Genomic DNA, 21,983 nt, shown 5'->3' with positions numbered 1-21,983 from the left:
AAAGCGCTTTCTACCGCAACCCCCCTGCACCCAGAGGACTAACCGCGTGCTGGGTCAGCGGCGGGCGCGGGTTTCGGCGCGCAGGAGCCGGACGTCGAAGAAGGCGACGACGGCGGAGACGACAGCCGCCGCCAGACCGAGGTAGCGGCCGAGACCCGCACCGATCTCGATGCCGGCGGCGGAGAAGATCCCGCGCTGGTCAGCGTCGAACTGCCAGTCGAGGGTGACCAGGCCGAGCACCATCAGCAGCAGCCCGCCGATGACCGCCATCAGCCACAGATGCGGCAGGCCCGCGCGGCGGACGGCGTCGACGCGGCCGAACAGCACGACGGCGAGGCCGGGCAGGAACACCAGGAAAAGCGGCGCCCAGGCGAGGAAACCCGCGTGCCACGCGTCACGGGTGACGTCGTTGGCGGGCAGCGTCGTCAGCGCGTCCTCGATCTCCGGGCGCGACGCGGTCAGCGTCGTCCACGGCAGGTACAAGGCCACCAGCGCGAGCAGCCCGGCCGCGAGGCCGAGCCACTCACGCCAGGTGACCTTCTTCAGAGCGAGTTCAGGCACCGACTCGCTCGATGATCAGTTCGCGCACGCGCTTGGCGTCGGCCTGGCCCTTGGTGGCCTTCATGACCGCGCCGACGATCGCCCCGGCCGCGGCCACCTTGCCGCCGCGGATCTTCTCGGCGACGTCCGGCTGCGCGGCCAGCGCCTCGTCGACCGCCGCGATGAGCGCGGAGTCGTCGGAGACGACCTTCAGGCCGCGCTTCTCGACGACCTCGGCGGGCGATCCCTCGCCGGCGAGGACGCCCTGCACGACCTCCTTGGCCAGCTTGTTGGTCAGCTCACCGGCGTTGACCAGCGCGATGACCTCGGCCAGCTGCGCCGGGGTGATCGCCAGCTCCGCCAGCTCGATCTCGCGGGAGTTGGCCTCCTGCGCCAGCGTGTTGACCCACCAGCTGCGGGCCTCGTCCGGCGTGGCGCCCGCTTCGACGGTCTCGGCGACCAGGTCGACCGCGCCGACGTTGAGCAGGTCTCGCAGCGCCTCGTCGGTCAGGTTCCACTCGTTCTGGATGCGCTTGCGGCGCTCCGACGGCATCTCCGGCAGCGTCTTGCGCAGCTCCTCGACCCACTCGCGCGACGGCGCGATCGGGACCAGGTCGGGCTCCGGGAAGTACCGGTAGTCCTCGGCGGTCTCCTTGGTGCGGCCCGGCGACGTGGTGCCGTCGGCCTCCTGGAAGTGCCGCGTCTCCTGCTTGATCGAGCCGCCCTCGGCGAGGATCGCCGCCTGGCGGGTCATCTCGTAGCGGACGGCGCGCTCGACACTGCGCAGCGAGTTGACGTTCTTGGTCTCGGTGCGCGTGCCGAACTCGGTCGCGTCCTTGGCCATCAGGGACACGTTGGCGTCACAGCGGACCGACCCCTGGTCCATCCGGACGTCCGAGACGTCGAGCGCGCTCAGCAGATCCCGCAGCGCGGTGACATACGCCCGCGCGACCTCGGGCGCGCGCCCGCCGGTGTGCTCGATCGTCTTCGTGACGATCTCGATCAGCGGCACGCCCGCGCGGTTGTAGTCGAGCAGCGAGTGCTCGGCACCATGGATCCGACCGGTGGCGCCGCCGACGTGCAGCGACTTGCCGGTGTCCTCCTCCATGTGCGCGCGCTCGATCTCCACGCGGACGACCTCGCCGTCGTCCAGCGTCACGTCGAGGTAGCCGTTGAAGGCGATGGGCTCGTCGTACTGCGACGTCTGGAAGTTCTTCGGCTGGTCCGGGTAGAAGTAGTTCTTCCGGGCGAACCGGCACCACGACGCGATCTCGCAGTTGAGCGCGAGGCCGATGCGGATCGCTCCCTCGACGGCCTTGCCGTTCACCACCGGCAGTGAGCCGGGCAGCCCGAGGCAGGTCGGGCAGACCTTGGAGTTGGGCTCTCCGCCGAACTCGTTGGCGCAGGCGCAGAACATCTTCGTGTTCGTGTTCAGCTCGACGTGCACCTCGAGGCCCAGCACCGGGTCGAACCGCTCGATGACGTCGGCGTAGTCCATCAACTCAACCACGGCGGTCACTTCTTTCCTCCTACTGTCCTGGAAGTCATTCTATGAATCCGATCCGCCGTAGCGCCGTCTCGGTGTCGGTTTGCCAAGCCTGAAAAGAGGGCACCGCTCGCAGCCTGTCGAGTTCGACCCGGCTGGCGATGGTGTCGAGATAGTCGTGCACGGACCTGCTTCGACGCTTTCGCCGAGTGCCGGATCGCAGGGCCTCGGCAAGCGTGCGCTTGGGATCCGTGAGTTTCTCCACCCTGGAGAGCAGGTCCACTTCAAAGACGCCGGTCCTCGTGACGTCGACACCGGCGAGCTCGTTGATCAACGTCACGTCGGCGAGAGCCCAGCTCTCCATCTCCCGGATCGGCACCAGCGGCACGAAGCAGGGAGCGGTGCTCACACCGCTCGTCGCCTTGTCCCATTCGCCCATCATCGGAACCCAGCTCTTCGCGGCTTCCCGATCTGGATTGGCCGTCCCGTCATAGTGAAAAAAGACCAGATTCAATCGCGGCCTTTGATCCAGCACCTGGTGGGCGAACGTCCGCCAGGTATCGGCCTGGCGCTCGAAGACGAGCGGCCGGTCGACATCGAATCCTTTGCCCGGTCGCTCCTGGCCGATCTCCTCAAGCGCGCGAGCGAGCAACTGGCTGAAGAACGTGTCGTCGGTCGCCCCTTCAACGGCGACAACCGTGCGCAACTGCCGCATCAGCCCTCCAGCAGCCGACGGGCTTCGGCTTTGGTGATCGCCAGCAGTTCACGTTGCTCGAACCGAGACACGGGCTCCAAGCCGGACGCCACCTGATCCGCGAGCACCCGAACCCGCGAAACACGGCTGGCGAGCTCGCCGGGCGAGACACGCGACACCCAGTCCATGACCACGATGTCCCGCGGCTCGAGGACAGCCAGCATCAGGGGCGAGTGGCTGGTCAAGATCACCTGGGTCAGCGGCTCACCCGGTTCGGGTTCGGCGGTCAGCTCTTTGAGCACGTGCATGAGTTTCCGCAGACGCTGCGGGAAAATGCCGTTCTCCGGCTCCTCGAAGCACAGCAATCCGCGGTGCTCCGGGTCGTACAAGGCGGCCAGCAGGGCCAGCACCCGAAGTGTCCCGTCCGAGGCGACCCGCGCGCTGACCTTGCCTTCATCACCAGTGGTCAGCTCGACCTCCCACTGACCTGCCGCCTTGTTCTCCTTGACCTCGACCCCGCTGAACCCTTGGATCACCTGGACCAGATCGACCGCGATCTCGTCGAGCCCGCTGCCGAACTCGTCACGAGTGGCCCGCTGGATCCGGTGCAGCACGGCGGCGAGGTTGGCTCCACTCGACTCCAGCTGTTCGTCGGACCGGCCGACCCTGCTCGGCATTCGCAGCGCGACGGGGTCGAGCTGCAGAAAACGCCAGGACTCGAGTTCCTTGCGGATGGCGAACAAGTAGGGGAAGTCCACAGCCGAGGTGATGGTGGACAAGATGGTGGAAAACGCCGAGTCAGCACGGATGAACCTGGCCTTTTCACCTTCCCGGTGCAGGACGAAAGTGCGTTCCGCGTCACCGATGACTGTCTCCAGCAGTGGCGAAGTCACATCGTCGTAGTTCGCACCGGCGGAATCGTGCGCCCTGTCCTGATCAGGTCCGATCGGGTACGCCGCCTCGTGAACCACCATCGGGCTGACGTACTCGTCACCGTCTTGCATCAAAGCGATCTGCAGTTCGTAGCGAACCCGCGTGTGGCTGATGTCCGCATGCTCGCCGAAGGAGTCGGCGACGGACGGTTCGAGTGTGAGCTCGACCGCGAAGGTCATCGCTCCGAGGAACGTGCCATCGCCACGCCGGCGAAACTGCTCCAGCAGGTCACCGCGCTGGTCGTTGAAGGCTTCTTTCGCTCTCAGCGCGGTCGCGAGACGGCTCAGGAGCTGAATCGCATCGAACAGGTTGGACTTACCGCTGGCGTTCTGGCCGAGAACGACCAGGAACGGCGGCAAGTCCAACCCGAAGCGATCGAACGACTTGAAGCCGTCGATCTCGATGCGTGTCAGCAAGTCACGCCTTTCCCAGCTCCGGAACCTCGTGCACCAGCGAGCCACCGTTGGCGGCGTCACGCGCGACCTCGTAGGCGGCGCCGACGCGGTACAGCCTGTCGTCGGCCATCGCGGGGGCCATGATCTGCAGGCCGACCGGCAGGCCGTCCTCGTGTGACAGTCCACTCGGGACACTCATCGCGGCGTTGCCCGCCAGGTTCGACGGAATGGTGCAGAGGTCCGCCAGGTACATCGCCATCGGGTCGTCGACGCGTTCGCCGATCTTGAACGCCGTCGTCGGCGTGGTCGGCGAGACCAGCACGTCCACCTTTTCGTACGCGGCTTCGAAGTCCCGCGTGATGAGCGTGCGGACCTTCTGCGCCGAGCCGTAGTAGGCGTCGTAGTAGCCCGAGGACAGCGCGTAGGTGCCGAGCATGATGCGGCGCTTGACTTCGGGGCCGAAGCCCTTCTCGCGGGTGAGCGACATGACCTCTTCGGCGCTGTGCGCGCCGTCGTCGGACACGCGCAGGCCGTAGCGCATGGCGTCGAACCGGGCGAGGTTCGACGAGCACTCGCTCGGCGCGATCAGGTAGTACGCGGGCAGCGCGTAGGTGAAGCTCGGGCACGAGACCTCGACGACCTCGGCACCGAGCGCGCGAAGCTGCTCGACAGCGGCCTCGAACGACCGCGACACGCCCGGCTGGTAGCCGTCTCCGGCGAATTCCTTCACCACGCCGACGCGGACGCCCTTGAGGTCTCCGGTCAGGCCCTGGCGGGCCGCGGCGACCACCGGCGGGACCGGCGCGTCGATCGAGGTCGAGTCCATCGGGTCGTACCCGGCGATGACCTCGTGCAGCAGGGCGGCGTCGAGCACCGTCCGCGCGCAGGGACCGGCCTGGTCGAGCGACGACGAGAAGGCGACGAGACCGTAGCGGGAGACGCCGCCGTACGTCGGCTTCACGCCGACGGTGCCGGTGACCGCGCCGGGCTGCCGGATCGAGCCGCCGGTGTCGGTGCCGATCGCGATCGCGGCCTCGAACGCCGCGATGGACGCCGAGGAGCCACCGCCGGAGCCGCCCGGGATGCGGGCGTGGTCCCACGGGTTGTGCGTCGGGCCGAACGCGGAGTTCTCCGTGGAGGAGCCCATCGCGAACTCGTCCATGTTGGTCTTGCCGAGCACCACGACACCGGCCTCGCGCAGCTTGCGCGTCACGGTGGCGTCGTACGGCGGGATCCAGTTCTCCAGCGTCTTCGAACCGACGGTGGTCGGGATGCCCTTGGTGGTCAGCACGTCCTTGAGCGCCAGCGGCACCCCGGCGAGCGCCGACTTCGGCGCCTTGCCCTCGGCGACGTCGGCGTCCACCGCGCGGGCCGCGTCGAGCGCGCCCTCGGTGTCCACGTGCAGGAACGCGTGGATGTGGTCGTCGACCTCGGCGATCCGGTCCAGGTGGGCCTGCGTGACCTCGACGGCCGAGACCTCACGGGACTGGATCTTTTCCGCCAGCTCGGCGGCGGTCAGCTTGACGATTTCGGTCACTGCTCTTCTCCCAGAATCCGCGGCACCCGGAAACGACCCTCTTCGCTGGCCGGCGCACCGGCCAGCGCCTGCTGCTGGGTCAGGCCCGGTCGGACCGTGTCCTCACGGAACACGTTGGTCAGCGGCACGGCGTGCGACGTGGGCGGGACATCCTCGCCTGCGATCTCGCTCACTTTGGCCACCGAGTCCAGGATCTGGTCGAGCTGGCCTGCGAAGACGTCCAGCTCCTCTTCGGTGACGGCAAGCCTGGCCAGCTTGGCGAGGTGCGCGACCTCGTCGCGGGAAATGTTGGGCACGCGGGTGACTCCCGGGGTGTGCTGTGCGGGTTCTGTCGGAAGCTGCAAGTCTATGGTGGCGGTGTCGGCGGACTCGACTGGGTTACGCCGCGGCCCGCGCTCCGGCCCGGGGTAGGGCACTTCGGGTAAGGAGTGCCTGGTTCGTTATCCCGAAGGCCGGATGGCGGGCCCCATTACACCGTCCGGTCTGTCACAATCGGCGCCCGGCGTAGCGCGTTCCACGGCGAGGCTGGAACGCCTGAGGCGAGAGGGGCGCGTGTGTCGTTCCTGATCCGGGTCCAATTACCGGACACCCCGGGGACCCTCGGCGCGGTCGCTTCCGCGCTCGGCACCGTCGGCGCCGACATCCTGAGCGTGGACGTGGTCGAACGCGGCGGCGGAATCGCCATCGACGACCTCGTCGTCGAAATCCCCTCCGGCAGGCTGCCGGACGCGCTGATCACCGCCGCCGAAAGCGTCGACGGGGTCGAGGTCGACGCCGTCCGCCCGTACGCCGGGGTGCTGGACACCCATCGCGAACTCGAACTGGTCGAGGAGATCGCCGCGAAGCCCGCTTCGGGGCTGGAGATCCTCGCCGAAGGGGTGCCGCGGATCATCCGGGCGGGCTGGGCCGTCGTCGTCGAGCACTCGGAGCCCGGCGCGCTGCGGCTGGCGTCGTCCAGCGCGGCGCCCGAGACCCCGATCACCGACCTGCCGTGGCTGCCGCTGGAACGCGCCACCATCCTCGACGCCGAAGAGGCGTGGGTGCCGGAGACGTGGAAGGAACTGGGGACCGAACTCGCGGCCACACCGCTGGGGAAGCCGGGGAAGGCGCTGCTGGTCGCGCGGCCGGGCGGGCCGAACTTCCGGGCCGCCGAGGTGGCGCGGCTGGCGCACTTCGCGGGGATCGTCGCCGTCGTCCTGGACAGCTGAGCCGCTCCCGACGCTCACCGCGCCTTCTGACGCGCGCTATGAAAGGTCCTTTCCTTGCAAATTTTGCAAGGAAAGGACCTTTCATAGCGTTGGCGGAGCGCTCAGGTGAGTTCCAGGCGGTAGGCGATCAGCGTCACACCGGGATGCGGCTCCCAGTCCCGCTCGGGCAGCCGCACGAACCCGAGCCGCTCGTAGAGCCGGTGCGCCCGTTCCATCGTGACCAGGCTGCACAGCACCACCCGGGCGGCGTCCAGTTCCCGGGCCCGCGCGATGACCGCCCTGGTCAGCGCCTCGCCGATGCCGCGACCTGTCGCCGAAGGCGCCACGCCGAGCATCCGGAACTCAAGTTCGCCTTCGCGAGACAGCTCGGCGAACGGCGTGCCCGGCCGCGCGATGGTGACCGTGCCGACCAGCGTGCCGTCACCGTCCACCGCGACCAGGAGCTCGGCCTGCTCCGCCCGCTTGGCCGCGTCGACGAGCTCGGCCGCGTAGCCGACGCCCTCGACGAGGCCCCGTTCCGCGGAGTACGCGGTCAGGGTGAGTTCCCCGATCGCCTTCAGTTCCTCGGCCCGTGCGGGCCGGATCTCCAGGTCACTCACCGGTCTCCTCCTCGGTCGGCAACGCGAGCTCGGCGGCGGCCTCGGGGCCGGCTTCCAGCAGCACCCGGAAGCCGTTCTCGTCGAGCACCGGCACCTTCAGCTGGACGGCCTTGTCGTACTTCGTCCCCGGCGCGTCGCCGACGACGACGAACGCTGTCTTCTTCGACACCGAACCGGCCGCCTTCCCGCCGCGGGCCATGATGAACTCCTTGGCCTCGTCGCGGGAGTAGAGATTCAGCGAACCGGTGACGACGATCGACAGTCCTTCGAGGTTGCGCGGGATGGACTCGTCGCGCTCCTCCTCCATCCGCACCCCGGCCGCACGCCACTTCTCGACGATCTCGCGGTGCCAATCGACCTCGAACCACTCCTTCGCGGCTCGCACGATGGTCGGGCCGACCCCGTCGACGGCGGCGAGCTCCTCTTCGGAAGCGTTCTCGATCTTTTCCAGCGAACCGAATTCCCGCGCGAGCGCCTGCGCGGCCGTCGGGCCGACATGCCGGATCGAAAGCCCGACGACGACCTTCCACAGTGGACGGTCCTTGACGGTTTCGAGGTTTTCCAGCAGTTTCCGACCGTTGGCCGACAGCTCCCCCGCCTTGGTCCGGAACAGTTCGACTTCGAGCAGTTTCTCCTCGTCCAGGTCGAAGATGTCGCCTTCGTCGTGCACGACACCGGCGTCCAGCAGCGCCACCGCGGCCTCGTACCCGACCACCTCGATGTCGAAGACATTCCGGCTCGCCAGGTGGAACAGCCGTTCCCTTCGCTGCGCCAGGCAGAACCGCGAGTTCGGGCAACGGATGTCGATGTCGCCCTCCTTCTGGTACGCCAGTTCGGTGTCGCAGTTGGGGCAGCGCAGCGGCATGATGAACTCGCGCTCTTCGCCGGTGCGCGCGTCGGCCACCGGGCCGAGCACCTCGGGGATGACGTCGCCCGCCTTGCGGATGACGACCTTGTCCCCGATCAGCACGCCCTTGCGTTTGACCTCTTCCTGGTTGTGCAACGTCGCCATCGCGACCGTGGAGCCCGCCACCTTCACCGGCTCCATCACCGCGAACGGGGTGACCCGCCCGGTGCGGCCGACGTTGACCTGGATGTCCAGCAGGGTGGTGATCGCCTCTTCCGGCGGGTACTTGTAGGCGATCGCCCAGCGCGGCGCGCGCGAGGTCGTGCCGAGACGGCGCTGCAGCGCGACCTCGTCGACCTTGATGACGACGCCGTCGATCTCGTGCTCGGCGTCGTGGCGGTGCTCACCCCAGTACTCGATGTGCTCCAGCAGTTCCTTGTCCGAACCCAGCACCTTGCTGTGCGGCGACACCGGCAGGCCCCACGCGGCGAGCGCGTCGTACGCCTCGGACTGGCGCTTCGGCTCGAATCCCTCGCGTTTGCCCAGCCCGTGGCAGATCAGCCGCAGGTTGCGGGACTTCGTGATCTTGGGATCCTTCTGCCGCAACGATCCGGCGGCGGTGTTGCGCGGGTTCGCGTACGGATCCTTGCCCGCCTCGACCATCTTCGCGTTGAGCGCCAGGAAGTCTTCGACGCGGAAGAACACCTCGCCGCGGACCTCGACCAGCGCGGGCACCGGGAACTCGTCCGTTCCGGTCAACCTGTCCGGCACCTGCTCCAGCGTGCGGACGTTGAGCGTGACGTCCTCACCGGTGCGGCCGTCGCCCCTGGTCAGCGCGCGGGTCAGGCGGCCGTTCTCGTACAGCAGGTTGATCGCGAGCCCGTCGATCTTCAGTTCGGCGAGGTACTTCGTCGCGCCGATCTCCTTCTGGACCCGCTCGACCCAGGTCTCGAACTCCTCGGAGTCGAAGACGTTGTCCAGGCTGAGCATGCGCTCGAGGTGGTCGTGCGCGACGAACTCGGTCGAGAACGTGCCGCCGACGTTCTGCGTCGGCGACTCCGGCGTCACCAGCCCCGGATGCTCGTCTTCGATGGCCTGGAGTTCGCTGAGCAGCGTGTCGAACTGGCCATCGGACACGATCGGTGAATCCAGCACGTAGTACCGGAACTGGTGCCCGCGGATCTCCTCCGCCAGTTCGGCATGCTTTTCACGGACTGCGGACGGCACGTCGGTGACGTCCTGCGCGGACTCGAGGTTTTCGGGAAGTTCGCTGCTCACGGGGGTAACACTAGTCGGGGGTACCGACATTTCCCGGCGTCGGTGAGCCGAGTCGGCCGACCACTTCGCGCAGTTCCAGGAGGGTCAGCGGCCCGTCCTGCGCCTCGGTCACGAGCTCGACCTTGCCCAGTCGTTCGGCCGCGACGCGCTCACCCAGCGTGGCGTCCAGCGGCAGGAAGGTCATGGTCGTCCGGGTCTCCGGGCGGAGTTCCCCGATCAGGGGATGGAACACCGTGACGTCCACCCGTCCGGCTGATTCGTCCACCTTCGCGGTCACCCGGACGTCGGCGAGCGCGACGCTCGTCTCGCCGAGGTTGACGGTGACCTCACTCGGATCGGGGACCGGCGGCACGGAGTCGTGGTACTCCCAGATCGCGTCCTCTGGCGGCGCGGCGGCCTTCCACGCGTCGGTGTACGGGCGCAGTTCCGGATCCTCTTGGCCGGTGAGCACCAGCGAGTAGATCGCCCGGTGCCCCCGATCGAGGGAAAAATGCAGGCGGGGGTGCAGCGCCTCGACGATGGTGCAGAGATCGTGTTCCACGCGGTGCGGTTCGCGGTCGCCGAGCGCGGCGCTGACCTCCGGCAGGAGCTCGAACCACGCCTCCCAGAACGTCACCGCCGCTGCGGCCGCGTCCTCGGGGACCGGCTGCTCAGGCCAGGCGGTGCGGGGGTCGGGAACGTCCTCGGACTTGCGGGAGCGGCGGAACAAACGCATGAAGGGCACGCTACCGCGCCGGTCACCAGCCTTCAGGCGGTTCGGTGAAAGCCTTGCCGGCCTCCCTGCTGAGCGTGAGCGCGCGGCGCATCCACTCGGGGGTGGCGCCCGCGAGACCGCACGCCGGGGTCGGCACGACGCGTTCGGCGAGGATCTCGCGGCGGAAACCGAGCCTGTCGACGAGCTTGAGCACGGGTGTGACCACGTCACGCAGCTCCACCGGCACGCCGGGGTCGGCAGTGGGGACGAGCCCGAGCATCAGCGTCGTGCCGGAGTCCAGCGCCTCGCCGATTTCGTCGAGCTGCGCGGGCGAAGCGCCCCTCATCAAGGCGAAATCGAAGGCGATCGCCTTCGCTCCCGCCGCGCGCAGCAACGAGATCGGCGGTTTTCCGGCGCAGCAGTGCACCGCGACCGGCTGTCCGGTGATGCGCTCCGCGCCGGAGATCACCGTCGACAGCAGCTCGCGGGCCTCAGGCGCGGGCACGGCGGGAACGGTGCCGTAGCCGGACGCCGTCGGGAGATCGCCGTCGAGGACAGCGGGCAGCGACGGTTCGTCGAACTGGAGCACCACCGGCGCGCCGACGCGCGACTTCAGCTCCGCGACGTGGGCGGCGAGGCCGTCCAGCAGCGACGCGGAGAAATCGCGCAGCGCCCCCCGATCGGTGAGGATCCGGTGCCCGCGCGGGAGTTCGACGTTCGCGGCGAGCGTCCAGGGGCCGGCGACCTGCGCCTTGAACACCGGCGGCGCGGCGCCCGCCTTCTCCCGCGCCTCCTGGACGGCGTCGAGGTCCCAGCTCATCAGGTCGAGGGCCCGGCGGTGGTCGTGCCCCGGACGGGAGGCGACGCGATAGCCGCTCGGCACCACCTCGACCGCGAGATCGACCAGCAGCGCCGCCGTCCGGCCGATCAGGTCGGCCCCGACGCCGCGCGCCGGAAGTTCGGGCAGACAGGGGAATTCGGGCAGTTCGCCGAACACGATCGACGCGGCCTCGACCGGATCGGTACCGGGCAGGGAACCGATCGCCGTCGCCGCGCCCGGAGGCCAAGATCGTTCGTTCACACCCGGATTCTCCCCTTGGTCCGAGTGCGCGGGGCAGCGGGGCACAGGAGGACACGGACATTCGACGCAATTGCCATCGACGAGCCCGTGACGGCACCGAGCGCATTACGCTGACCTGCCATGACGAGCTCTCCACAGCCCGCCGGCTGGTATCCCGACCAGCAGAACCCCCGGATGTACCGGTGGTGGGACGGACAGGCCTGGACGGCCGACACGCGGCCTTCGCACGACGCCGAGATGATCGAGCTGGACATCGAAGGCGGGCACGCCCCGGACAAGATCCGGGCGCAGGTGGCGAAGGGAACCCAGAACCGGGGCGGTGGGGTCACCGGCGGCGGAACCCTGTTCTCCGAACCCGTACTGGTGGTCAACCAGCGCGCGAAACTCATCGAAATGTCCAACGAGTTCGGCGTGTTCGACCAGAACGGCAACCGGCTCGGCGGCGTCGTCCAGGTCGGGCAGAGCACGTTCAAGAAGGCCATCCGGCTGCTGACGAATTACGACCAGTACCTGACCCACCGCTTCGAAATCCGCGACGCGAACCACAGCACCGTGCTGAAGGTGACGCGACCGGCGAAGGTGTTCAAATCCCGGTTCCTGGTGACGAAGGCCGACGACTCCCCGATCGGGGAGATCGTGCAGGAGAACGTCTTCGGCAAGATCCGGCTGGGCTTCCTGGTCAACGGCCAGAAGGTCGGCGGGATCTTCGCGGAGAACTGGCGGGCGTGGAACTTCGTGATCAAGGACCACGCCGACGTCGAGATCGCGCGGATCACCAAGACCTGGGGCGGTTTCGTGAAGGCCGCGTTCACCACCGCCGACAACTACGTCGTCGAGATCCACCGGCCGCTGCGGGATCCGCTGGCCTCCATGGTGGTCGCCTCGGCGCTGACCATCGACACGGCGCTGAAGCAGGACGACAAGGGCTGAGTGAGTGACCGGGGTCTCACCCCACTCAAGTGGACACTCGGCTTCCGGCGGCACAAAGTGGAGGAACTGGGGCGGCACACTGGAGTGCGTCCGGGACGGAGGTCACCATGGAGCCGTTGCCCGAAGACGGCGAACGGGACTGGGCCGAGCCAGGCGTCTACACGGTTTCGCCGGGGGTCCACCGGATCCCGCTGCCCCTGCCGCACGACGCGCTGCGCGCGGTCAACGTCTACGTCGTCACCGACGGCACCCGCCTGGTCCTCGTCGACTCGGGCTGGGCGCTGGAGTCGGCGCGCGAGCGGCTTTCGCGTGGGCTCAAGGCGCTCGGCGCGGGCCTCGGCGACATCGACGAATTCCTGATCACCCACGTGCATCGCGATCACTACACGATGGCCGTGGAACTGCGCCGCGAATTCGGCGGCAAGGTCGGGCTCGGGAAGCTCGAAGAGCCGTCGCTCGTGCGTTCCGGCGATCCGGACCGCTTCCCGATGGAGGCACAGGTCGGCCTGCTGGAACGCTGTGGCGCGGCCCCCGTCGTCGAGGTGCTCGCCAAGGCCTTCGGCGGTGTCCGGCACACCGAGGCGCATCTGTGGGAGCAGCCCGACGAATGGCTGGCCCCCGGCAAACGCACGATCGTGCCCGGCCGCGAGTTCGACATCGTGCACACGCCGGGTCACACGGCCGGGCACGTCGTCTTCGTCGACGACGAGGCCGGACTGGTGTTCTCCGGCGACCACGTGCTGCCGCACATCACGCCGTCCATCGGGTTCCAGCCGGTGCCCGCCGAACTACCGCTGCGGGACTACCTCGACTCCCTGCGCCTGGTGCGCGAGATGCCGGACCGGCGCATGCTGCCCGCGCACGGCCTCGTCACCGACAGCGTCCACGCGCGCGTGGACGAACTGCTGGAGCACCACCGCGACCGCCTGGAGGTCATGGGCGCCGAGATCACCGCGGACGTCACGACGGCGTACGAGGTCGCGCTGCGGCTGGGCTGGACCCGCCGGAAGCGCAAACTCGACGAGATGGACCCGTTCAACCAGATGCTCGCCGTCCTCGAGACCGGTTCGCATCTGGATCTGCTGCTGGCGCAAGGAAAACTCACCGCGACCGAGTCCGGCGGGGTGCGACACTACGCCTCATGATCATCCGTGAAGCCCGCCGGGAAGACGTCGCGGCGATCGTCGGGATGCTCGCCGACGACCAGATCGGCAGCACCCGTGATTCCGCCGACGACCTCACGCCGTACCTCAAGGCGTTCGAGGAGATCGACGCCGACCCGGCACAGCTGCTGATCGTCGCCGACGACGCCGGAGAGGCCGTCGGCACGCTCCAGCTGTCGGTCATTCCCGGCCTGGCGAGGAAAGGCGCGCTGCGCGGGCAGATCGAGGCCGTCCGGGTGCGGGCGAGCCATCGCGGCTCCGGCCTCGGCGGGGAACTGATGGCGTGGGCGATCGCGGAGTCCCGGCGGCGGGGCTGCGCGCTCGTGCAGCTGACGTCGGACGTGAAACGCGAGGACGCGCACCGGTTCTACGAGCGGCTCGGCTTCGAAGCGAGCCACACCGGCTTCAAGCTGAAGTTCTGACTTCTCCTCTGAATGCGGAAAGCCGGGTCTCCGTGGCGTGTGACGACCAGCGACCGTGGTCGTGAGTGGCAAGTGGGGTTAGAACGACACTTGCCACTCACGACCCACCGGACCGCCCACTCACTGCCGCGTCAGCGGGTCCCTGAGATCTTCGCGCTCCCCAGCACGAGGTCGCCTTCGGCAGCGTCGGTGCGGTACAGCACGACGACCTGCCCCGGAGCGACCCCGCGCAGCGGCTCCCGCAGCTGGACGGTCACCGAGTCGCCCGAGTCACCCGAAACCTCCGCGACGGCCTCGACGATCCCGCCGTGCGCGCGCACCTGGACGACGCATTCGGTCGGGCCGTCCAGCGGCCGCTCGCTCGGCCAGATCGGGCGGTTCGCCTCGATCACGTTCACGCCGAGGTCCCGCGCGGAACCGACCTTCACGGTGCCCGAAACCGGCTCCAGGGAAAGCACGTAGCGCGGCCGCCCGTCCGGCGCCGGCGCCTCGATGCCGAGTCCCTTGCGCTGGCCGACGGTGAAGCCGTGCACGCCGGTGTGCTCGCCGAGCACGGCACCGGTCTCGGCGTCGACGAGCTGCCCCGGGCGCTGACCGAGCCGCTTCTCCAGGAAGCTCTTCGTGTCCCCGTCCGGGATGAAGCAGATGTCGTGGCTGTCCGGCTTGTTCGCCACCGACAGGCCGCGGCTCTCGGCCTCGGCGCGCACGTCGGTCTTCCACGAATCACCCAGCGGGAACAGTGAATGCCGCAGCTGCTCAGGCGTCAGCGAAGCCAGGACGTACGACTGGTCCTTGCCCGAGTCGACGCTGCGCCGCAGCTCCGGGACACCGTCCACAAGGGACAGCCGGGCGTAGTGCCCGGTGGCGACGGCGTCGAAGCCGAGCGCCATCGCCTTGTCCAGCAACGCCTCGAACTTGATCTTCTCGTTGCAGGTGACGCACGGGTTCGGCGTCCGGCCGGCCGCGTACTCGCCGACGAAGGTCTCGATGACCTCTTCGGTGAAGCGCTCGGCGAAGTCCCAGATGTAGAAGGGGATGCCGAGGATGTCGGCCGCGCGCCGCGCGTCACCCGAGTCCTCGATCGTGCAGCAGCCGCGGGATCCGGTGCGCAGCGTGCCGGGCTTCGCCGACAGCGCCAGGTGCACGCCGACGACCTCGTGCCCGGCGTCCACGGCGCGGGCGGCGGCCACCGCCGAGTCCACTCCCCCGCTCATCGCGGCCAGTACGCGCATCTTCCTCACACCTCTTGCTTCTGCGTCTGCTTGCGCATTCCGGCTAGTCCCGCCTGCCTCGCCCTGTCGACGACGCCCGCGATCTCCCTCGAAACCGCTTCGACGTCTTCCGGCGCCGACGTATGCCCGAACGAGAACCGCAGCGACCCGCGCGCGGCCGCCGGATCGGCACCCATGGCCAGCAGCACGTGACTCGGCTGCGCGACTCCCGCCGTGCACGCCGATCCAGTGGAACATTCGATGCCCTTGGCGTCCAAGAGCATTAACAGACTGTCACCCGCGCAACCGGGGAAGGTGAAGTGGGCGTGCGTCGGCAGGCGCTCGCCCTCGCCGCCGTTGAGCACCGCGTCCGGCACCTCGCGCCGGATGGCCTCGATCAGGTCGTCCCGCAGTTCGGCGACGCGTTTGGCGTACTCCTCACGGCCTTCGACCGTGGCCTTCACCGCCGTCGCGAACGCGATCACCGCCGGCACGTCGAGGGTGCCCGAACGCACGCTGCGCTCCTGGCCGCCGCCGTGCAAGACCGGCACGCACGCGGTGTCGCGCCCGAGTAGCAGCGCGCCGACGCCGTACGGGCCGCCGAGTTTGTGCGCGGTCAGGGTCAGCGCGGCGGCACCGCTCTCGGCGAAGCCGACCGGCACCGCGCCGACGGCCTGGACGGCGTCGGTGTGCAGCGGGATCTCGTGTTCGGCGCAGACGGCGGCGAGCTCGGCGATCGGGTTGACCGTGCCGACCTCGTTGTTCGCCCACATCACGGTGGCCAGCGCGACCGTCTCGGGGCTGTCGCCGATGGCGGTGCGCAGCGACTCCGGGGAAACGCGGCCCGCCTGGTCGGCCTCGACCCAGACGATCTCGGCGCCCGCGTGCTGCTCCAGCCACTCGACGGATTCGAGGACGGCGTGGTGCTCGACGGTGCTGCACAGCACCCGCCGGCGCTCCGGATCCTCGCCGTTGCGGGCCCAGAAGATGCCCTTGACCGCGAGGTTGTCGCTCTCCGTGCCGCCGGCGGTGAAGATCACCTCGGACGGCCGGGCGCCCAGCGCCTCCGCGATCACCTCGCGGGCTTCTTCGACACTTCGCCGGGCCCGGCGCCCCGAGGAATGCAGTGCGGAGGCGTTGCCCACTGTGGACAGCGCCTCGGACATCGCCGCTACGGCTTCGGGCAACATCGGGGTGGTCGCCGCGTGGTCGAGATAGGTCATCGCCTTACCAGGGTAGACCGCTCCGGGGCGTGACCAAGCCCACCCTGGTCAGCGGGTGGCCCCGCTCATACCCGACGGCCACCGGCCGGTCAGCCGCACCCCGAGCAGCGCGATGCCGGTCAGCAGCACCGCAAGCACCAAGATCGCCACCGAAGGCTCCTTCGCCGACGCCAGGGAAGCGAGCAGGACACCACCCAAACCGATGGTCAGGGCCGATCCGACCCAGTCTCCGAGCTGCAGCGCCGAGGTGTTGAACCCGCGTTCGGCCTCCGGCGAGTAGCGGAGCAGCAGTACCGAGATCGCGGGCATCGCGATGCCCATCCCGGAGCCGCCGACCGCCGATGCCACGAACGCCATCCAGGCCGGGAACGAGGGCAGCGGGACGAAGACGAAGATCGCCAGACCGGCCGCGACCAGCGCGAACCCGACCCGCAAGGACGCTTCGCGAGACCAGTCGAGCATGCGGCCCTGCAGCATCGAACCCGCCGACCAGCCCAGCGCGGTCACCGTCAGCGGCAGCCCGGCCAGCGCGGGGCTGTAGCCGTGGACCTCGGTCATCGTGAGCGGCAGGTACGCCTCCATCCCGGCGTACGCGCCCGCGATCAGTCCGCGCAGAGCGATCACTGTCGGCAACCCCGGCCGCGACGTCAGCGTCCCGGCGGGGAGGAGTTTGCGGAGCGCGTAGGCCAGCGCGGCCAGTCCGGCGCCGCCGTAGGCCAGCGCGGCGAGGGACGGGTGCTGCGCCGCCCAGGTGAGCGCGGCGACGCCGAGGGCGGCGACCACCGCGGGCACGACCCCGGCGCGGCGCGCGGACTCGCCGGGCACATGCCGGGGCAGTTTCCGGGTGACGACGACCAGCAGCCCCACGCCCACGGCGGTCAGCGGGATCAACCCGAGGAAGACCCAGCGCCAGCCGACGCTCACGGTCAGCACTCCCGCGATCGACGGCCCGATCACCGCGGGCAGCACCCACGCGGCGGCGTTGGCGGCGTAGATCACCGGACGTTCGCGGTCACTGAAGGTGAGCGCGATCAGCAGCGACACCGAGACCAGCAGGAGGCCGGAGCCGAAACCCTGCAAGGCCCGGCCGAGCAGGAGCATCGGCATGTCGTGGGCAAGCCCCGCGACCAGCAGCCCGACGGCGAACAACGCGGTCCCGGCGAGCAGCGCGGGCGCCGGGCCCTTGCGGTCGCCGAGCCGTCCGGAAAGGACGGTCGCGACGACGCTGGCGACCAGGAAGGTGGTGAAGGGCCAGGCGTACAGGGCGAGGCCGTCGAGGTCGGCGACCATCGTCGGCATCGCGGTCGCGACGCCCATGCTCTCGAACGCGATGAGCGTGACCATGAGCAGCAACCCGACCGTGGTCACACGGTGCTCCGGTGTCCAGAGCACGCCCTTCGGCTTCGCCTTGTCCCCAGTGATCGTCATACGACGAGCGTGCTACCTCCAGTTCGGTGGAGGTCAAGCTGGTCGTGAGTGGCGATTCGGGTCAGAACCAACCGTGTCTAGGTACCCACTGGGTTCTGGCTGCGGTTGCTCGCTGGCACGGTCTGTGAAGGGCCCCTTGCCTACCCTGAAGGTAGTGAAGGAGGCCTTCACGGACTGCAGGCGACCAGGGGCCGCGCCGTGGTCACTCACGACACCTGGCTGACGGGCGCCAGCCGCAGCTCCCGCGCCAGCACGGCGGCCTCGCCGCGCGACGTGACTTCCAGCTTTCCCAGCACCTTCCGCACGTGGAACTTCACCGTGTGCTCGGTCAGCTGCAGTTCCTCGGCGATCTGCCGGTTCCGCTTGCCGCGCGCGATCCCGGCGAGGACTTCGAGTTCACGCGAGTTCAGCCTGTCCAGCGGGCGCAGCTCCGGGGTTTCCGGGACGCCCAGCGGCAGGATCGCGGTGATCGTGGCGCCCCAGCCGGGCACGGCGTCGACCTCCCAGCGGCCGTCGAGCGGGGTGATCCGCTCGGTGAGACCGGTGGCGGGTACGGCGCGGGCGACGTCCGGGCCGTCGTCGCGCACGGTGATCCGGAGGGCTCCACCGTCGATCGCCCAGGAAGCCCGGACCCGGGAGCTGCCGCGTTCCAGGGCGCTGAGCACGAGGCCCCGGGTGACCGTGCGCGCGGTGTGCGCGATGTCCTGCGGGAGTGGCCTGTCGTCGCCGGGCCCGGCGAGGTCGACGGTCATGTCGTTGTGGCGTACCAAGGGTTCCAGCTGCGCGGCGAGGGTGTCGAACGCCGCCGACGCCGGTTCCGCCGAGAGCTCCTGATCACGATCGGCGACCGAGCGCAGCTCGACCAGCGCGGACGCGGCGAGGTCGGTGGCCGTCTGGCGGGCGGCGGCGTCGCCGAGCTGCCGGGAGCGCAGGACCGCGAGCAGGGACGCCAGCGTGGTCGCGTGGGTCTGCCCCAGGTCGGTGATCGTCTGCGCCCGCGCGGTCGCGGCCGCCAGATTGCTCGCGATGATCTCGGGTTCGGGATCCGTGGCGCGCTGGGCGGCGCTGACGCTGACGATGCCCCACAGCCGGGCGACGATCTCCAGCGCGCGGTCCGCGGGCTCCTCCTCGGTGGGGACGAGCGCGATCGTCGAGCCCTTGCCGATCACCGGCGCCGAGGTCAGGATGACGAGCTTCCGCCGCTTCCCGCCAAGTATCTCTTCGGCCACGACCGCCTGGCCGGGGACACCGAGCGCGGTGAGCCGCCGCAGCTCCGCGCTCGTGACCGCGCCGGTGATCACCGGATCGCCGTCGACCTTGATCGGGATGCGGGAGCAGTCACCGGTCTCCATGGCGGCGGCCCGGTGCGGCAGGACGGCCGCGGCCGCCGCGGAGAAGCGCGGCAGGAGTTCGGCGCGCGTGGCGGCGAGCATGCGCTCGACCTGGCTCAGCACGTACAGCGGATCCGACCACTCGTCCATGGCTCCACAGTAGGCGCGGTCGCCGTGCGCGACGCTGCTCGCCCGGCTAGCGAACACTGCTCGTCCGAGCGGTTCGGGCGGGGTCCGGGCGCCGGTTGACTGATCGCAGCGAAGAAACCGAACGAGGAGTGAACATGCGAGCGATCACCATCACCCAGTACGGCGACACCGGCGTCCTGCGGTCCGCCGAGGTCCCGGCGCCGGAGCCGGGCCCGGGTCAGGTGCGGGTCGCGGTCAAGGCCGCCGGCGTCAATCCTCTCGACTGGAAGATCCGGTCCGGTGCCATGGCGGAGCTCTTCCCGGTCGAATTCCCGCATATCCTCGGCCACGAATTCGCGGGCGTGGTGGACTCGGTCGGCGAAGGCGCCGGATTCGCCGTCGGGGACGAGGTCTTCGGCTGGGCCGACACCGGGTCCTACGCGGAGTACGCGCTGGCGAGCACGGTCACCCGCAAACCGGCCGGGCTTTCGTGGTCCGAAGCCGCCGCGCTGCCCGTCGTCGGCGAGACGGCGTTGCGGGTGCTGGGCGAACTCGAGGTCAAGCCGGGCGAGACGGTCGTGATCCACGGGGCGAGCGGCCAGGTCGGCCGGATCGCGACGCAGGCCGCCGTCGCGCTGGGCGCCACGGTCGTCGGGCTGGCGGGCGCTTCGTCGCTGGACGAGGTGAAGGAGCTCGGCGCGCTGCCGGTCCAGTACGGCGACGGCTGGGTCGCGCGGGTCCGCTCGGTCGCGCCGGACGGCGTCGACGCGGTGTTCGACGCGGCCGGGTTCGGTGTCCTGGGTGACTCCGTCGACCTGCTCGGTTCACCCGACAGGCTGATCACCATCGCCGACCCGTCCGCGTACGCGCAGGGGCTGAAGTTCTCGGCGGGCGGGGAGCAAACCGCCGCGGTGCTGGAGGATCTCGTCTCGCGGGGGCTGAAGCTCAAGCTGGGAACCGCTTACCCGCTCGCCGATACCGCCGAGGCACACAAGGAGAGCGCGACCGGGCACGCGGGCGGGAAGATCACGCTGGTCTTCGGCTGAGCTGAAGGGAACCATGCCCGCATGGGACGCGGTGAAGGACGCTTTCACCACGTCCCATGCGGGGAAAGTCCCCTTCAGGCCGCCGGAGTCCGGGCGGGGGCGGGAGGAGCGACCGGAGCGGAGATCGGACGGCGGCGGCGACGCTGAGCCGGGATCTGGACCCGTCCGAGTGCCGCCTGCACCGCGGATTCCGCCAGCGCGGCCAGTTCCCGCCGGTCCGAAGCTCGGCCCGGCGCGATCTCCGGGCACACGTGCACCTCCAGCACCAGACCACGCAGGGCCGCCACCCGCCGCAGCGAGGCGATGAGCGACTCCGGCCCGATGAACGCGGGCTGCGTCGTCTCCCGCCCGTCGGCGAGCCGGAAGCGCAGCGCGAGCGGCCGCACCGGGACACCGCCGTCGATCGCGGCCTGGAAGCTCGCCGGGCGGAACCGGCCCGAACCCAGACCGCACCAGGTGGTGCCCTCCGGCGTCACACTGACGAGTGATCCGCCGCGCATCGCGTCGGCGAGTTCGCCCATCGTCGCGGGCAGACTCCGCAGGTTCTCCCGGTCGAGGAAGATGCTGCCGCCGCGACGCACCAGCAGGCCGAGCACCGGCCAGGTGCCGACCTCCTTCTTGGCGAGCGCCCGCATCGGCTGGACGGCGTTGACCGCGATGATGTCCAGCCACGAGATGTGGTTGTTCACCACGAGCGCGCCACGGCCGGGCACGGCGCGGAAACGCTCGTCACCGAGCACCCGCAGCTGTACCCCGAACGAGCGAAGGATCCCCGAGAACAGCAGGCGCACCAACCGTTCCCGGGGCATGCCGCGCAGCACGAGCACCAGCGGCGCGGCCACGAAAGCGCCGAGGATGACGCCGATCGCCGCGGTGAACCGCAGGACACGACGGGGGAACGCCACCGTCGGCACCCCTTCGGTCAGGCAGCCGTCGCCACACGGCGACTTCGGCATCCAGGCGTGGGTCATCCCTGCTCTCCCAGGAAGAACTTGAGATACCGCTCGTCGACGTTGTGCAGATCCAGCAGGACGAAGAAGTCCGCGACACCGAAATCCTCGTCCAGCGCGGGCGGGCCGTAGGTTTTCGCGCCCAGGCGTGTGTAGCCCTTGATGAGCGGCGGGAGGACGGCGCGGGCGGGCCGCTCGACGCCTTCGGTGCGCCACGGGTTCAGCGGCGTCACCCGAAGGGATTCATCCGCGTAGTGCTTCGCGCGCAGGACATCCCAGACGCCCGCCGCGTATCCCCCGCCGTCGGTCAGCGGCACGGACGCGCAACCGGCGAGGTACCGGTGCCCGGCCAGCAGCATGTAGCGCCCGATCCCCGCCCAGACGAGGCTCACCACGGCGCCGCTGCGGTGGTCGGGGTGCACGCAGGAGCGGCCCGTCTCGACCAGCGAAGGACGCAGTGCGTCGAGCGCCGTGAGGTCGAATTCGCTGTCGGAGTACAGCTTTCCCGCTCGCACGGCCCGATCGGGCGGCAGCATCCGGTACGTGCCCACGATCTCGCCGGTGTTGTCGTCCCGCACCACGAGGTGATCGCAGAACTCGTCGAAGTAGTCGACATCGAGGCCGGGTTCGAGCGAATTGAGCGTCGCTCCCATTTCCTCGGCGAACACCTGATGACGAAGGCGTTGCGCGGCAACGACTTCTTCGTTTCCGTTGGCGACGAGAAGGGAGTAACGCGGCGCGTCGGCCGGGAGTTCGACACCTGCCTGGTCAGTACTGACGAGGAGCTGTGACGTCGTCATAACCAAGGTCTACCCCTGGAGGGGTACCAACGACAATGCGCCCGATGGCCGATTAGTG

21 protein-coding genes are annotated in these 21,983 nt (G+C 69.5%); 5 read left to right on the top strand and 16 right to left on the bottom strand.

The genetic code is table 11. The annotated features are described in order from the left end of the window. Positions 1 to 54: 54 nt before the first annotated feature. The 6 genes from ACFOSH_RS07730 to gatC are packed head-to-tail and all read right to left on the bottom strand — an operon-like array spanning position 55 to position 5,881. Positions 55 to 561 carry a hypothetical protein gene (locus tag ACFOSH_RS07730; RefSeq protein WP_378238016.1) on the bottom strand — a complete coding sequence of 169 codons (507 nt, stop codon included), beginning with the start codon at positions 559 to 561 and terminating at the stop codon, positions 55 to 57. Continuing rightward, complete coding sequence (gene gatB, locus ACFOSH_RS07725; RefSeq protein ID WP_378238015.1) at positions 554 to 2,059, bottom strand: Asp-tRNA(Asn)/Glu-tRNA(Gln) amidotransferase subunit GatB; 1,506 nt, start codon at positions 2,057 to 2,059, stop codon at positions 554 to 556. Before gatB ends, ACFOSH_RS07730 begins: the two co-directional genes overlap by 8 nt. 25 nt (positions 2,060 to 2,084) lie before the next feature. Further along, the gene (locus ACFOSH_RS07720) at positions 2,085 to 2,741 is read right to left on the bottom strand and encodes a DUF4276 family protein (protein ID WP_378238014.1); all 657 of its coding nucleotides are present in this window, start codon (positions 2,739 to 2,741) and stop codon (positions 2,085 to 2,087) included. Next, positions 2,741 to 4,069 (bottom strand): AAA family ATPase, encoded by a 1,329-nt coding sequence (locus tag ACFOSH_RS07715; RefSeq protein ID WP_378238013.1) that lies wholly within the window; start codon positions 4,067 to 4,069, stop codon positions 2,741 to 2,743. Before ACFOSH_RS07715 ends, ACFOSH_RS07720 begins: the two co-directional genes overlap by 1 nt. A 1-nt stretch (position 4,070) precedes the next feature. Next, a complete protein-coding gene (gatA, locus tag ACFOSH_RS07710; protein WP_378238012.1) occupies positions 4,071 to 5,585 on the bottom strand; it encodes an Asp-tRNA(Asn)/Glu-tRNA(Gln) amidotransferase subunit GatA in 1,515 nt (504 codons plus the stop codon). Then, a complete protein-coding gene (gene gatC, locus ACFOSH_RS07705) occupies positions 5,582 to 5,881 on the bottom strand; it encodes an Asp-tRNA(Asn)/Glu-tRNA(Gln) amidotransferase subunit GatC (protein WP_378238011.1) in 300 nt (99 codons plus the stop codon). Before gatC ends, gatA begins: the two co-directional genes overlap by 4 nt. Positions 5,882 to 6,139: 258 nt before the next feature. Between gatC and ACFOSH_RS07700 the strand changes: the two genes are divergently transcribed. Beyond that, the gene (locus ACFOSH_RS07700) at positions 6,140 to 6,793 is read left to right on the top strand and encodes an amino acid-binding protein (protein ID WP_378238009.1); all 654 of its coding nucleotides are present in this window, start codon (positions 6,140 to 6,142) and stop codon (positions 6,791 to 6,793) included. Positions 6,794 to 6,894: 101 nt separating this feature from the next. On the opposite strand, the gene ACFOSH_RS07695 is transcribed toward ACFOSH_RS07700, so the two are convergent. The 4 genes from ACFOSH_RS07695 to ACFOSH_RS07680 are packed head-to-tail and all read right to left on the bottom strand — an operon-like array spanning position 6,895 to position 11,292. After that, positions 6,895 to 7,392 (bottom strand): GNAT family N-acetyltransferase, encoded by a 498-nt coding sequence (locus tag ACFOSH_RS07695; RefSeq protein WP_378238008.1) that lies wholly within the window; start codon positions 7,390 to 7,392, stop codon positions 6,895 to 6,897. Beyond that, positions 7,385 to 9,547, bottom strand: a complete 2,163-nt coding sequence (gene ligA, locus ACFOSH_RS07690) for an NAD-dependent DNA ligase LigA (protein ID WP_378238007.1) — start codon at positions 9,545 to 9,547, stop codon at positions 7,385 to 7,387. Before ligA ends, ACFOSH_RS07695 begins: the two co-directional genes overlap by 8 nt. Beyond that, positions 9,528 to 10,232 (bottom strand): hypothetical protein, encoded by a 705-nt coding sequence (locus ACFOSH_RS07685; RefSeq protein WP_378238005.1) that lies wholly within the window; start codon positions 10,230 to 10,232, stop codon positions 9,528 to 9,530. Before ACFOSH_RS07685 ends, ligA begins: the two co-directional genes overlap by 20 nt. Before the next feature lie 22 nt (positions 10,233 to 10,254). After that, a complete protein-coding gene (locus tag ACFOSH_RS07680) occupies positions 10,255 to 11,292 on the bottom strand; it encodes a methionine synthase (RefSeq protein WP_378238004.1) in 1,038 nt (345 codons plus the stop codon). 120 nt (positions 11,293 to 11,412) lie between these two features. Here ACFOSH_RS07680 and ACFOSH_RS07675 point away from each other — a divergent pair, with 120 nt between their 5' ends. The 3 genes from ACFOSH_RS07675 to ACFOSH_RS07665 all read left to right on the top strand — a co-directional run bounded on the left by ACFOSH_RS07675 (position 11,413) and on the right by ACFOSH_RS07665 (position 13,807). Further along, positions 11,413 to 12,222 carry a phospholipid scramblase-related protein gene (locus ACFOSH_RS07675; protein WP_378238003.1) on the top strand — a complete coding sequence of 270 codons (810 nt, stop codon included), beginning with the start codon at positions 11,413 to 11,415 and terminating at the stop codon, positions 12,220 to 12,222. A gap of 107 nt (positions 12,223 to 12,329) precedes the next feature. After that, a complete protein-coding gene (locus ACFOSH_RS07670) occupies positions 12,330 to 13,367 on the top strand; it encodes an MBL fold metallo-hydrolase (RefSeq protein ID WP_378238002.1) in 1,038 nt (345 codons plus the stop codon). Beyond that, positions 13,364 to 13,807 carry a GNAT family N-acetyltransferase gene (locus tag ACFOSH_RS07665; RefSeq protein WP_378238001.1) on the top strand — a complete coding sequence of 148 codons (444 nt, stop codon included), beginning with the start codon at positions 13,364 to 13,366 and terminating at the stop codon, positions 13,805 to 13,807. Before ACFOSH_RS07670 ends, ACFOSH_RS07665 begins: the two co-directional genes overlap by 4 nt. Positions 13,808 to 13,938: 131 nt before the next feature. On the opposite strand, the gene mnmA is transcribed toward ACFOSH_RS07665, so the two are convergent. The 4 genes from mnmA to ACFOSH_RS07645 form a co-directional block, all read right to left on the bottom strand. Further along, positions 13,939 to 15,039, bottom strand: coding sequence for a tRNA 2-thiouridine(34) synthase MnmA (gene mnmA / locus ACFOSH_RS07660; RefSeq protein ID WP_378238000.1), 1,101 nt, complete (start codon positions 15,037 to 15,039; stop codon positions 13,939 to 13,941). A 5-nt stretch (positions 15,040 to 15,044) separates the two neighbouring features. Continuing rightward, entirely contained in the window at positions 15,045 to 16,241 is a 1,197-nt protein-coding gene (locus ACFOSH_RS07655; RefSeq protein ID WP_378237999.1) for a cysteine desulfurase family protein, read from the bottom strand. A 48-nt stretch (positions 16,242 to 16,289) separates the two neighbouring features. Then, positions 16,290 to 17,669 carry an MFS transporter gene (locus tag ACFOSH_RS07650; protein ID WP_378237998.1) on the bottom strand — a complete coding sequence of 460 codons (1,380 nt, stop codon included), beginning with the start codon at positions 17,667 to 17,669 and terminating at the stop codon, positions 16,290 to 16,292. A gap of 206 nt (positions 17,670 to 17,875) precedes the next feature. Continuing rightward, entirely contained in the window at positions 17,876 to 19,150 is a 1,275-nt protein-coding gene (locus tag ACFOSH_RS07645; RefSeq protein WP_378237997.1) for a helix-turn-helix transcriptional regulator, read from the bottom strand. Positions 19,151 to 19,284: 134 nt separating this feature from the next. Between ACFOSH_RS07645 and ACFOSH_RS07640 the strand changes: the two genes are divergently transcribed. Next, the gene (locus ACFOSH_RS07640; RefSeq protein ID WP_378237996.1) at positions 19,285 to 20,175 is read left to right on the top strand and encodes an NADP-dependent oxidoreductase; all 891 of its coding nucleotides are present in this window, start codon (positions 19,285 to 19,287) and stop codon (positions 20,173 to 20,175) included. Positions 20,176 to 20,249: 74 nt separating this feature from the next. Here the strand turns inward: ACFOSH_RS07640 and ACFOSH_RS07635 are convergent, their stop codons facing one another. Then, positions 20,250 to 21,146: a lysophospholipid acyltransferase family protein gene (locus ACFOSH_RS07635; RefSeq protein ID WP_378237995.1), complete on the bottom strand. Its 897-nt coding sequence runs from the start codon at positions 21,144 to 21,146 to the stop codon at positions 20,250 to 20,252. After that, positions 21,143 to 21,925, bottom strand: coding sequence for a GNAT family N-acetyltransferase (locus ACFOSH_RS07630; protein WP_378237994.1), 783 nt, complete (start codon positions 21,923 to 21,925; stop codon positions 21,143 to 21,145). The genes ACFOSH_RS07635 and ACFOSH_RS07630 overlap by 4 nt, the downstream gene beginning before the upstream one ends. Between the last annotated feature and the right edge of the window lie 58 nt (positions 21,926 to 21,983).

This window comes from Amycolatopsis speibonae (assembly GCF_042647925.1).
Classification (GTDB): Bacteria; Actinomycetota; Actinomycetes; order Mycobacteriales; family Pseudonocardiaceae; genus Amycolatopsis; species Amycolatopsis speibonae.
Note: the sequence above shows the minus strand (reverse complement) of the source record. Positions and strands in the feature narration are given on the sequence as shown.